General features: G+C 74.6%; 9 protein-coding genes. 4 read left to right on the forward strand and 5 right to left on the reverse strand.

What is annotated here, in order from left to right; genetic code table 11:
- Nucleotides 1-139: 139 nt before the first annotated feature.
- The 3 genes from AB0912_RS07795 to AB0912_RS07805 form a co-directional block, all read right to left on the reverse strand.
- A complete protein-coding gene (locus AB0912_RS07795; RefSeq protein WP_366697071.1) occupies nucleotides 140-484 on the reverse strand; it encodes a hypothetical protein in 345 nt (114 codons plus the stop codon).
- Nucleotides 485-584: 100 nt separating this feature from the next.
- Nucleotides 585-1,604 carry a MaoC/PaaZ C-terminal domain-containing protein gene (locus AB0912_RS07800; RefSeq protein ID WP_366697072.1) on the reverse strand — a complete coding sequence of 340 codons (1,020 nt, stop codon included), beginning with the start codon at nucleotides 1,602-1,604 and terminating at the stop codon, nucleotides 585-587.
- A gap of 513 nt (nucleotides 1,605-2,117) precedes the next feature.
- Nucleotides 2,118-3,443 (reverse strand): 3-oxoacyl-ACP reductase, encoded by a 1,326-nt coding sequence (locus AB0912_RS07805; RefSeq protein ID WP_366697073.1) that lies wholly within the window; start codon nucleotides 3,441-3,443, stop codon nucleotides 2,118-2,120.
- Between the two features lie 86 nt (nucleotides 3,444-3,529).
- Here AB0912_RS07805 and AB0912_RS07810 point away from each other — a divergent pair, with 86 nt between their 5' ends.
- A complete protein-coding gene (locus AB0912_RS07810) occupies nucleotides 3,530-4,849 on the forward strand; it encodes an acetyl-CoA C-acetyltransferase (protein WP_366697074.1) in 1,320 nt (439 codons plus the stop codon).
- Between the two features lie 454 nt (nucleotides 4,850-5,303).
- On the forward strand, nucleotides 5,304-7,208 hold the full coding sequence (locus AB0912_RS07815; protein WP_366697075.1) for an AMP-binding protein: 1,905 nt from the start codon (nucleotides 5,304-5,306) through the stop codon (nucleotides 7,206-7,208).
- A 212-nt stretch (nucleotides 7,209-7,420) separates the two neighbouring features.
- Here the strand turns inward: AB0912_RS07815 and AB0912_RS07820 are convergent, their stop codons facing one another.
- Nucleotides 7,421-7,624, reverse strand: a complete 204-nt coding sequence (locus tag AB0912_RS07820) for a cold-shock protein (RefSeq protein WP_037627265.1) — start codon at nucleotides 7,622-7,624, stop codon at nucleotides 7,421-7,423.
- A 344-nt stretch (nucleotides 7,625-7,968) separates the two neighbouring features.
- On the opposite strand from AB0912_RS07820, the gene AB0912_RS07825 reads away from it, so the two are divergent.
- The gene (locus tag AB0912_RS07825) at nucleotides 7,969-8,817 is read left to right on the forward strand and encodes a menaquinone biosynthesis protein (protein ID WP_366697076.1); all 849 of its coding nucleotides are present in this window, start codon (nucleotides 7,969-7,971) and stop codon (nucleotides 8,815-8,817) included.
- An 85-nt stretch (nucleotides 8,818-8,902) separates the two neighbouring features.
- Nucleotides 8,903-10,858: a serine/threonine-protein kinase gene (locus tag AB0912_RS07830; protein WP_366697215.1), complete on the forward strand. Its 1,956-nt coding sequence runs from the start codon at nucleotides 8,903-8,905 to the stop codon at nucleotides 10,856-10,858.
- A 36-nt stretch (nucleotides 10,859-10,894) separates the two neighbouring features.
- Here the strand turns inward: AB0912_RS07830 and AB0912_RS07835 are convergent, their stop codons facing one another.
- On the reverse strand, nucleotides 10,895-11,101 hold the full coding sequence (locus tag AB0912_RS07835) for a hypothetical protein (RefSeq protein ID WP_366697077.1): 207 nt from the start codon (nucleotides 11,099-11,101) through the stop codon (nucleotides 10,895-10,897).
- Between the last annotated feature and the right edge of the window lie 308 nt (nucleotides 11,102-11,409).

Genomic DNA, 11,409 nt, shown 5'->3' on the forward strand with positions numbered 1-11,409 from the left:
CCGGGAGGTGCTGGTCCGGGAGGTGCTGGTCCTGGGGGAGCCGGCCGTGGGGGTGCCGGTCGTGGAACTGCCGGCCCGGGATGTGCCGGTCCTGGGGAGGGCGTGGGCCGGTGCCGGATGCCGGTTCTCCTGGGTCCGCTCAGGCCGGGGTGTGGTGGCCGCCGATGGTCAGCTCGACCTCGTCACCGGCGGGGGTGAACTCCTTGATCCGCCAGGCGCGGGCGTCGATGAGCGTGCCGGCGCCGGTCGTGTAGGCCGGGACGGCGAGGACCGGGCCCGCCGGACCGGCGGTGCGCAGCTCGGCCTCGGTGACCACGTCGTCGGAGAAGCGCAGCGCCAGGTCGGCCGGCGCCGGGCCGGCGGCGAAGGCTCCGGGGTCGGGAAGCCCCTGGATGCGGCAGCGGGCGCCGGGGAACAGGTGGGTGTGGCCGCACACGGCCGGGTAGGCGGCGGCGTCGGCCGGTCCGTTCGAGGGCTGGGGCATGACGGGCTCCGGGGTCGGCGAGGGGTCGCGTCGGGCGCCCGGGCAGTCTGACGGCCGCGCGTGCTGGCCGGGGAGTGTCACCGCCGTACGGCCCGCCCTGTCACCCGGTCGGCGCCGCCGGGTCCGGCTCACCGCTCGCGTCCCTGGTGTCCTGCGGCGCGCGGGGCAGCGGGCGTACGTCGCCGGAGACGTGGACGCGGTCGCCGGTGCGCAGCTCGAAGTCGAGGCCCCGGGCGGCGTACGTCACCGTCCCCGGCAGCAGCACCGGCGCCCGGAAATCGGCCCGCACCGCCACCGCGCGCTGCGGGCCGTACTCGGCGAGGCAGCGGGCGACGGTCCACATGCCGTGGGCGATGGCGCGCGGGAAGCCGAACAGGCGGGCCGTCAGCGGGTGCAGATGGATCGGGTTGCGGTCGCCGGAGACGGCCCCGTAGCGGCGGCCGACGTCCCCGGCGAGCCGCCAGTCGGCGAGCGCGGGCAGGCCGGCGGGCCCCCGGTCCGGCACGGCTCCCGCCCCCTCCTCCCGCGAGCCGGCCGCCGCCCCCGGGCTTCCCGGAGTCCCCGTGCGCGCCCGGTGCCGGGCCAGATAGGTGCTCCGCGACTCCCATACGAGCCCGCCGTCGGCCCGCGCCTCGGTCAGTACCGTCGCCTCGGTGCCCCGCCGGTGCGGTGCAAGTCCCTCGACCCGTACCGCGAGTTCGTACTCGGCGGTCGCGGCCGGTTCCCCGTACTGGGTGATCCCGATCGAGGTGTGCACCAGCCCGAGCAGCGGCAGCGGGAAGTCCCGCCCGGCCATGAGACGCATCGCGAGCGGGAAGCCGAGCACGTGCGGATAGGTGACCGGCAGGACGTCCGGCCCGGTCGCGAACCCGCACACCCGCTCGTAGGCGGCGAGCCGGCCGAGGTCGACGCGCACACCGGACAGCACGAGCCGGGTGCCCGGGACGGGGGCGTCGGGTCGGGCCCGCTTGAACGGGGAGAGCAGCGCGCCGCGCAGCAGCAGCGGGGTGAGAGCGGGCGGCGCGGCAAGGGTCCGGGTCGCGGCGGACTCGGGCTCGGGCTGGGGCTGGGGCTGGGGCTGGGGCTGGGGCTCGGGACGGTCGGAGGGCTGCGTGCGCATCGGAGTCTCCGGGGAGGTGGGAGGTGAGGTGCGGCTGCTGGGCGGGGGAGGGGGTGCTACGGGGGTTGGGCGGACGGCGATGGGCGTCGCGGGCGGGCGGGGGAGGGGGTTCTCCGGGGCGGGGCGGGTGGTGCCGGCGCTTGCGGGGCGGATGGGGAGGGGGTTCTCCGGGGCGGGGCGGGTGGTGCCGGCGCTTGCGGGGCGGATGGGGAGGGGGTTCTTCGGAGCGGGTCCGGCGGCGCGGGTCCTCGCGGGGGCGGGACGGCGGGGCCTCGTGCGGCCTACGTGACGACGGCACCTCGTGCGGCGGCTCACGGGACGACGGCACCTCGTGCGGCGGCTCACGGGACGACGGCACCTCGTGCGGCGGCTCACGGGACGACGAGGCCTCGTGGGACCAACCGGACGACGGGGCCTCGCGGGGCTCACGGGGCGACGAGCCCTCGTGGAGCCCACGGGACGACGAGGACTCGCGCGCGACCGGGGCCGTGGACCCGTACACCCGTACACCCCCTAGGCCCCCAACAGGCTCTGGCCGCAGACCCGGACGACCTGGCCGTTGACGGCTCCGGAGGCGGGGTGGGCGAGCCAGGCGGTCGTCTCGGCGACGTCGGCGGGCAGGCCGCCCTGGCCGAGGGAGTTCATCCGGCGGCCCGCCTCCCGGATGAACAGCGGCACGGCGGCCGTCATCTTCGTCTCGATGAATCCGGGAGCCACGGCGTTCACGGTGACCCCGTGCCCGGACGCGGCGCGCGGGGCCAGCGCGCGGACCAGTCCGGCGACGCCCGCCTTGCTCGCGGCGTAGTTCGTCTGGCCCGCGTTCCCCGCGATCCCGGCGATGGACGCGGTCGCCACGATCCGGCCGCCGGTGCGCAGACCGCCCGCCGCGAGCAGGGCGTCGGTGGTGCGCAGCACGCTGGCGAGGTTCACGTCCAGCACCGAACTCCAGCGCTGTGCGGCCATGTTGGCGAGCCGGCGGTCGCGGGTGATCCCGGCGTTGTGGACGAGGATGTCCAGCCCGTCGGACGGGAGGGCTTCGAGGATCCGCGCTCCCGCGTCGGGGGAGGTGATGTCGAGGGCGAGCGCCGTACCACCCAACCGGCCTGCCACGGCGTCGAGTTCGGCCGCCGCGCCCGGCACGTCCAGGCACAGCACCCGGGCGCCGTCCCGTGCGAGCGTGGCGGCCACCGCCTCGCCGATACCGCGCGCCGCGCCGGTGACGAGCGCGGTGCGCCCGGCGAGGGGGAGCGCCCAGTCGGCGGGCGCGGTCACCTCGGCGCCGCCGCCGATCTCGATGACCTGGCCGCTCACATAGGCGGACTTGGGGGAGAGGAGGAAGCGCAGCGTCGACTCGGCGGCGCCCGCGTCGGCCAGCCGCAGCAGGGTCACTGTGCGCCCGCGCCCGATCTCCTTGCCGAGCGAGCGCGTGAAGCCCTCCAACGCCTGCTGGGCGGCGGCCTGGTGGTGGTCGGCGGGGTCGAGCGGCGCGCCGAGCACGATCACCCGGCCGCTGTCGGCGACCGACCGTACGACAGGGTGCAGGGCGGCGTGCACCTCGGCGAGGGTGTCGACGCCGGTGACACCGGTCGCGTCGAGGACGACGGCGACCGGCCGCTCGCTGTCCACCCCGACCGTGAGCCCCGCCCCGCCGAGCACCTCGGCGAGCCCGCCGGGCCCCTCCAGCGCGGACTTCCCGGCCGTGAGGTGCAGCAACTCCCCGTCGAGCGAAGGCTGTTCGGCCGACCAGCGGCGCAGCGCCACCGGCTGAGGCAGCCCGAGCCGGCGCGTGAGAAACCGGCCGGGACCGGTAGCGGCGAAGCCCACATAGCGATCGGCCATTGTCCAACTCCCCCTACGGACGTAAATTTACTCCCGAGTAAGGTTACCCGGGGTAAGCCTATGCCAGAGCGAGGGGACAGGTCGAGATGAGCCGTCAGGAACTCGGGAAGGCGGGAGCCGCGCACGGCCTCGGGCTCGCGCGGACGCGCCCCGTCGCCGTCGTCGGCGGAACCCGCATCCCCTTCGCGCGGTCCGACGGGCCCTACGCCACCGCCTCCAACCAGGAGATGCTGACCGCCGCCGTGGACGGGCTGGCCGAGCGGTACGGGCTCGAAGAGCCGGGTGCGGTGGGCGAGTTGGTGGCCGGGGCGGTCCTCAAGCACAGCCGGGACTTCAACCTCGCCCGCGAGACCGTCCTCGGCTCGAAGCTCGACGCCCGCACTCCCGCCTACGACATCCAGCAGGCCTGCGGTACCGGCCTCCAGGCCGTCATCGCCGCCGCCAACAAGATCACCCTCGGGCAGACCGAGTCGGCGGTCGCGGGCGGCGCCGACACGGCCAGCGACGCCCCCCTCGGCGTGAACGACACCCTGCGCCGCATCCTCCTCGAAGCCCGCCGTGCGAAGTCGCCCGGCGCCCGCCTCAAGGCCCTCGCCCGGGTCCGCCCCGCGCACCTCGTGCCGGACATCCCGCGCAACGCCGAGCCCCGCACCGGCCTGTCGATGGGCGAGCACGCGGCCGTGACCGCCCGCGCCTGGGGTGTGTCCCGCGAGGAACAGGACCACCTCGCCGCCACCAGCCATCAGCGGCTCGCGGCGGCCTACGAGCGCGGGCTGCTGGACGACCTCGTCGTCCCCTTCCGCGGCCTCGACCGGGACCAGAACCTCCGCCCCGGCTCGACGGCCGCTCAACTCGCCGCACTCAAGCCGGTGTTCGGCCTCGACTCCCCCGAACCGACGATGACGGCGGGCAATTCGACCCCGCTGACGGACGGTGCCGCCGTGGTGCTGCTCGCGAGCGACGCGTGGGCCGAGGCGCGCGGGCTGCCGGTCCTGGCCCACCTCACGGCGTACGAGACATCCGCCGTCGACTTCGTCCAGGGCGATGTGGCCGGCGGCGAGGACGGACTCCTGATGGCGCCCGCGTACGCCGTCCCGCGCATGCTGGAGCGGACCGGACTCGCCCTGTCCGACTTCGACTTCGTGGAGATCCACGAGGCGTTCGCCTCCCAGGTGCTCGCCACCCTCGCCGCCTGGGAGAAGCGCGGCCTGGGCACGGTGGACCGCGCCCGGCTGAACGCGGCGGGCTCCTCGCTGGCCACCGGCCACCCCTTCGCCGCGACCGGCGCCCGCATCGTGGCGACCCTGGCGAAGCTCCTCGCGGAGCGGGGCACCCCGGGCCGCGGGCTGATCTCCGTCTGCGCCGCCGGCGGCCAGGGCGTGACGGCGATCCTGGAGCGCGGGTGAACGCCCGGCCCCCGCGCCGCCCCACACCCTCACCGCTACCGCCGGTAACCCGCACTCCGCCCGCCGTGGAACCCCACAAGCCCCACACGCGGGCGTCGTAGGCTCCCCGGTCTCGCCGGATTCGCCCGGCCTGAACTCGCCCCGCCCCAGGCCCGTATGAGGTCGCGCGGCCCGCGTTCCACGAGGCCGCGCGGCCCGCGTCCACGAGGTCGCGCGCCCGCGTTCCTCCGAGCCGGTCCGCACCCGCACCCGCGTACGCCCTCGAACCCGCGCCGTCCCCGTACCCGCCCTGAACCCGCGTCGTCCCCGCATACGTCCTCGAACCCGCGCCCGTCCCCGTACAACCCCTCGCACCCGCCCCCCCGTACAACCGCCCCCCGTACAACCCCTCCGCACCCGTCCCCGTGCCTGCCCCGTACCCGCCCCGGCCGCCCGGCCGACAAGGAGCCGCCTTGTGACCAGCACGTACGCCCACGATGCCGCGCCCCCGCCGCGCGAGCCCGAGATCAGGCGGCTGGACGGGGTGGTGCGCGAGGTCGCGATGGAGCCGCTCGTGGGGCGGGTGACGCACGGCTCCCTCGCCGACATCCCCTTCGACAACGCGGCGGCGGCACCGGACGAACCGGTCCTCAGCCGCAAGGCGCCCGGCGGCGACCGCTGGAGCGACGTGACCGCCGCCGAGTACGCCGGGCAGGTCCTCGCCGTCGCCAAGGGCCTGATCGCCGAGGGCCTGATGCCGGGCGACCGGATCGCCATCATGGCCCGCACCACCTACGAGTGGACGCTCCTCGACTTCGCCGCCTGGGCCGCCGGGCTCGTCACCGTCCCCGTCTACCCGACCTCGTCCGTCTTCCAGACCCGCTGGATCCTCCAGGACTCCGGGGCCGTCGCCATCGCCGTCGAGTCCGTGGCGCAGGCCGCCTCCCTCGGCCCCGAGCGCGAGCGCATCCCGGACCTGCGGCACATGTGGGTCTTCGAGAAGGGCCACGTGGAGCGGCTCGCGGAACTCGGCCGAGGCGTCCCCGACCAGGAAGTCGCCGTCAGGAGAGGGGTGTTGGGTCCCGACACGCTCGCCACCCTCATCTACACCTCGGGCACCACCGGCCGCCCCAAGGGCTGCGCCCTGACCCACGGCAACTTCTTCGCCGAGGTCGACAACGCGATCGAACTGCTCTACCCGATCTTCAAGGCCCGCACCCAGGACCCCGCCTCCACGCTCCTCTTCCTCCCCCTCTCGCACGTCTTCGGCCGCATGGTCGCCGTCGCCTGTCTGCGCGCCCGGGTGAAACTCGGACACGCCCCGAGCCTCCAGACCGACGAACTCCTCGCCGATCTCGCCTCGTTCAGGCCGACCTTCCTGCTGGCCATCCCGTACGTCCTGGAGAAGGTCTTCAACACCGGCCGCGCCACCGCCGAACGGATGGGCCGCGCCTCGTCCTTCGACCGCGCGGCGCGCATCGCCCGCGCGTACGGCGAGGCGGTCGAGGCCCGGCAGCACGGCACCGGACCCGGCCCGGGCCGGGGACTGCGCACCGCCCGCGCCCTGTACGACCCCCTCGTCTACCGCCGCATCCGCAACGCGCTGGGCGGCAGGGTCCGTTACGCCATCTGCGGCGGCTCCCCGCTCGGCCGCCGGCTCGCCGCCTTCTACGCGGGCGCCGGCATCGAGATCTTCGAGGGGTACGGCCTGACCGAGACGACCGCCGCCGCCACGGTCACGCCCCCGGTCAAACCCCGGCTGGGCACGGTCGGTTGGCCGCTGCCCGGCACGCGGGTGCGGATAGCCGCCGATGGCGAGGTGCTGCTGAGCGGCGAACAGGTCTTCCGCGGCTACTGGGACCCGCACGCGGGCACCGTCGTCGACGCGGCCCCGGACGGCTGGTTCGCGACCGGCGACCTCGGCGAACTGGACGACGGCGGCTACCTCAGCATCACCGGCCGCAAGAAGGAGATCCTGATCACCGCGGGCGGCAAGAACGTGGCCCCGGCGCCGCTGGAGGACTGGCTCCGCTCGCACCCGCTGATCGCCCAGTGCATGGTGGTCGGCGACCGGCGCCCCTTCGTCTCCGCGCTGATCACCCTCGACCCCGAGGGCATCACGCACTGGCGCCAGATGAACGGCAAGCACGGGGTTCCGCCGGAGCTGATCATGGACGACCCGGAGCTGCTCGCGATCCTCCAGCGCGCGGTGGACGAGGCGAACAAGCTGGTCTCCCGCCCCGAGTCCATCCGCCGCTTCCGGGTCCTCCCCGGCGACTTCACCGAGGCGGCCGGCCACCTCACCCCGTCGATGAAACTGCGGCGCGCGGCGATCGCCCGCGACTACGCCCGGGAGATCGAGGAGCTGTACGCCGGGTAGCGGTGACGGCGGCGGCAGCGGCGGCGGCAGTGGTGGTCGCGGTGGTGGCGGTGGCGGTGGCGGTCGCGGTGTCTGAGGCCGGACGGGGGGGGGAGGGGGGCGGCAGGACGGCGCGGCCGGAGACAGGCAGGAGCCCCGTGCCGGGTGGCACGGGGCTCCTTGGGTGCTGCTATCCGTTCCGGATCAAAGCTTTGGCTCATGGAGCCGCAGGCTTAGAGCGGAGTGACGTTCTCCGCCTGCGGGCCCTTCGGACCCTGCGTGACGTCGAAGGAAACCGACTGGTTCTCTTCGAGCGAACGGAAGCCGTTCGCGTTGATCGCGGAGTAGTGGACGAAGACGTCCGGGCCGCCGCCTTCCTGGGCGATGAAACCAAAGCCCTTTTCGGCGTTGAACCACTTCACGGTTCCGGTAGCCATAAGCCCTCCTTGGGCCCAAAGGGTTGCCCTGCTCCAGAACCTGCGATTGTGTAAACAACTGCATACGTCTGAAAACGACGAGAGCCCGCGGTCACATGCTCCGCAGGCTCTGTACTGCAAGGGAAACCAAACTGCAACTTGCGGGCGAGCCTAGCACGCGGGCAGCCGAAAGCAATAGAGGCAAAGATCACGCCACCGAGAAGTTTCGCCCGGACGGGCGAGCGGTCTGACGTGCGTTGACTTCGGGGTGTCACAAGGGTTGACGCCAGGGAGCCGGAGGGTTTCCGCCATCCGCGGCCCACCCTGGAGCCTGCACCGTATCCCATGGGGGCTAGCCTCGCGATGTGGACAATTCTCGCACCCGGCCGCGCGTCGGCCACATCCAGTTCCTGAACTGCCTGCCCCTCTACTGGGGGCTCGCGAGAACGGGCACGCTCCTCGACTTCGAGCTGACCAAGGACACCCCGGAGAAGCTCAGCGAGCAGCTGGTGCGGGGTGATCTCGACATCGGGCCCATCACGCTCGTCGAGTTCCTCAAGCACGCCGACGAGCTGGTGGCCTTCCCGGACATCGCGGTCGGCTGCGACGGCCCCGTGATGTCCTGCGTGATCGTCTCGCAGGTCCCGCTCGAACAGCTGGACGGCTCCCGCGTCGCCCTCGGCTCGACCTCTCGTACGTCCGTTCGGCTTGCGCAGTTGCTGCTCGCCGAGAAGGTCGGCGTCCGGCCCTCGTACTACACCTGCCCGCCCGATCTGAGCCTGATGATGCAGGAGGCCGACGCCGCCGTCCTCATCGGGGACGCGGCGCTGCGGGCCAACCTGCTCGACGGGCCGAAGTACGGGCTCCAGGTGCACGACCTCGGCACCCTGTGGAAGGAGTGGACGGGCCTGCCGTTCGTCTTCGCCGTCTGGGCCGCCCGGCGCGACTACCTGGAGCGCGAACCGCTCGTCACCCGCAAGGTGCACGAGGCGTTCCTCGCCTCCCGGGACCTCTCGCTGGACGAGGTCGCCAAGGTCGCCGAGCAGGCGGCCCGCTGGGAGGCCTTCGACGAGACGGTCCTGGAGCAGTACTTCACGACGCTCGACTTCCGTTTCGGCGGCCCCCAGCTCGCCGCCGTCCAGGAGTTCGCCCGCCGCGTCGGCCCGACCACGGGCTTTCCGGCGGACGTGAACGTGCGGCTTCTCCAGCCCTGAGACACCCCCGCCCGGGGGGTTCCGGGGCCGCACGGCACTACGCTGCTGGGCAAGGTGTACGGGGGAGGGGTGATCCGTGGGTGCCATGCAGCCACTCGGCGTCGACGAACCCACTGTCGTGGGGCCCTACCGGCTGCTCGGCCGGCTGGGTTCCGGCGGCATGGGCCGTGTGTACCTGGGCCGCAGCGCGGGCGGGCGGACGGTCGCGGTCAAGATCGTGCACCCGCACTTCGCGCTGGACGAGGAGTTCCGGGCCCGTTTCCGCCGCGAGGTCGAGGCGGCCCGGCGGGTGGGCGGCGCGTGGACGGCGCCCGTTCTCGACGCGGACCCCGAGGCGCCGGTGCCCTGGGTCGCCACCGGCTACGCGGCCGGCCCCTCGCTGACGGCGGCCGTCGCCGACGGCGGCCCGCTCCCGGCCCACTCCGTACGCGCCCTCGGCGCCGGACTCGCCGAGGCCCTCACGGCCGTGCACTCCCTGGGCCTCGTCCACCGCGACGTGAAGCCGTCCAACGTGCTGCTGACCCTCGACGGCCCCCTGCTGATCGACTTCGGGATCGCCCGGGCCACCGACGGCACCGCCTCTCTGACCTCGACCGGCGTCTCGGTCGGCTCGCCCGGCTACATGTCCCCCGAGCAGATCCTCGGCAAGGGCGTCACCGGCGCCGCCGACATCTTCTCCCTGGGCGCCGTCCTCGCCTACGCGGCCACCGGACAACCGCCCTTCCCCGGCGACTCCTCCGCCTCCCTCCTCTACATGGTCGTCCACGAGGAGCCCCGACTCGACGCCGTGGACGCCGAGTTGCGCGACCTGGTGGCCGCCTGCCTCGCCAAGTCGCCCACGGACCGGCCCACTCCGGCCGAGATCGCCGCCCGCCTGGCACCGGAGGGCGCGGCCCGGCTGGTCACGGCCGGCTGGCTGCCGGGCGCGCTGGTCGAGCAGGTGAGCCGAAGTGCCGTACAACTGCTGAACCTTGAGGCATCCGGCGCCGGGGACGCGCCGCCGTCCGGGCTGGTGGGGTTCAGCAGCCCGGCGGTGGAGGCGGGGGGCGGGACGAGCGGGGCCGGGGGTGGTGCGGGGAGCGGGACCGTGGGTGGCTTCGGGCCGCCCGGGTCCGGGGGCGGAGGGCCTTCGTACGGGGCCGGGGGCGGAGGGGCTTCGTACGGGGCCGGGGCCGGGGGGTCTCTTGCCGGTTCCGGGGGCGGGGCCGAGGGGGCGGGTGGGATCGGTGCCGGGACAGGGGGCGGGTTCGGGCCGCCTCCGGCCGGGTTCGGGCCGCCGCCCACCATGCCTCCGTACCTTCCCGGGCAGCGCGAGACCGGGGCCGCCGGGCCGCAGGACGCCGTGCACCGCGAAGGGGCGCCGGGCGGGCAGACGCGGGAGCGGCCGGGCAAGGTGTCGGTCAGCGTCGCCGCGGCCAGCGCGCCCGGCACGGACGGCCGGGGCCGGCGGATGAGCTGCACGGTCGCGCTCGCCGTCGCGGGCGCGCTGGCGGCGGTGACCCTCGGCTCCGCGTTCCTCTTCGACCTGCTGCCGGGCGGTGGACCGGACGGCCACGACAGTGCGTCGGGCGCGGCCCCGACCGCCAGGGAGACACCGAGCGCGCCCTCCGAGACCCGCCCGTCCCCGGGCGCGACCGGCGCCGAGCCCGCTCCGACGCGCAGCACGCCCGGCCCGACCGGGCAGGGTTCCGCGATCCCCGCCTCCTATCTCGGCACCTGGCAGGGCGACGCGCTCGCGCTGGGCGGCACCCTGCCGATGGGGACCTTCCGCGTCACCGTCCACCAGGCAGCCGTGGGGCAGGAGTTGGGCACCTTCCGGCAGACCGACCAGATCGGCGGCATCTGCGACGACACCCTTTACCTGAAGAAGGTCACCGCGAAACAGCTCGTCGCCACCAGCGTGGCCGACAAGTCCAACCGCGACGTCTGCACCACGGGCCGCCACGAAGTACGCCTCACCCCGGGCCCCGGCACCCTCACCTACGAGACGGACAACGCCGAGGCGGGCGACCCGGTGGCCAAGATGACGAAGGTCGGGTAGCAGCGCCTCCGGCTCCGGGAGAGGGGGCGGCCGTGATCAGGCGGCGGCCCGTTTCCTGTCGCGGGCGTTCCCGGTCCGGACCGCGACGGTGATCAGGGCCGCCGAGACCGGCACCGTCGACAGCAGCCCGACGGCCGACACCCACGGGTACTCGGCGTGCGCCCAGCACGCCTCGCCCCGGCTGTGGCAGGCGCCGCCCCAGTCGCGCCGGTGTTTCGGGCGGAAGCCCGTGAAGCCGGCCACCGCCCACAGCGGACAGGCGGCCACACCGGACAGGCGGCCACACCGGGGGCCACACCGGGCAGGCAGGCGGCGGCCCGGCCCAGTGAACGGAGGCTGTCCGTAAGCGACTTCGTCCGGGCATCGTCAACGCCAGGACGGCGAGGCCGGCCGGCGGGAGGGCGCCGGCGACGGCCGCGAAGCCGTACCCGCCAACGGGTACGGCGGGGGCGACTTGGCCCCCGAACACGGGCCCCCGAACACGGGCCCCCGAACACGGGCCCCCGAACACGGGCCCCCGAACACGGGCCCCCGAACACGGGCCCCCGAAC

The organism is Streptomyces sp. NPDC007084 (assembly GCF_040703595.1).
In the GTDB taxonomy this organism is placed as follows: domain Bacteria; phylum Actinomycetota; class Actinomycetes; order Streptomycetales; family Streptomycetaceae; genus Streptomyces.

Bases quoted from the DNA above. Each gene is read 5' to 3' on its own strand.
- AB0912_RS07795 (WP_366697071.1), bottom strand. From the start codon at position 484: ATGCCCCAGCCCTCGAACGGACCGGCCGACGCCGCCGCCTACCCGGCC.
- AB0912_RS07820 (WP_037627265.1), bottom strand. From the start codon at position 7,624: ATGGCTACCGGAACCGTGAAGTGGTTCAACGCCGAAAAGGGCTTTGGT.
- AB0912_RS07810 (WP_366697074.1), top strand. From the start codon at position 3,530: ATGAGCCGTCAGGAACTCGGGAAGGCGGGAGCCGCGCACGGCCTCGGG.
- AB0912_RS07805 (WP_366697073.1), bottom strand. From the start codon at position 3,443: ATGGCCGATCGCTATGTGGGCTTCGCCGCTACCGGTCCCGGCCGGTTT.
- AB0912_RS07800 (WP_366697072.1), bottom strand. From the start codon at position 1,604: ATGCGCACGCAGCCCTCCGACCGTCCCGAGCCCCAGCCCCAGCCCCAG.
- AB0912_RS07830 (WP_366697215.1), top strand. From the start codon at position 8,903: ATGCAGCCACTCGGCGTCGACGAACCCACTGTCGTGGGGCCCTACCGG.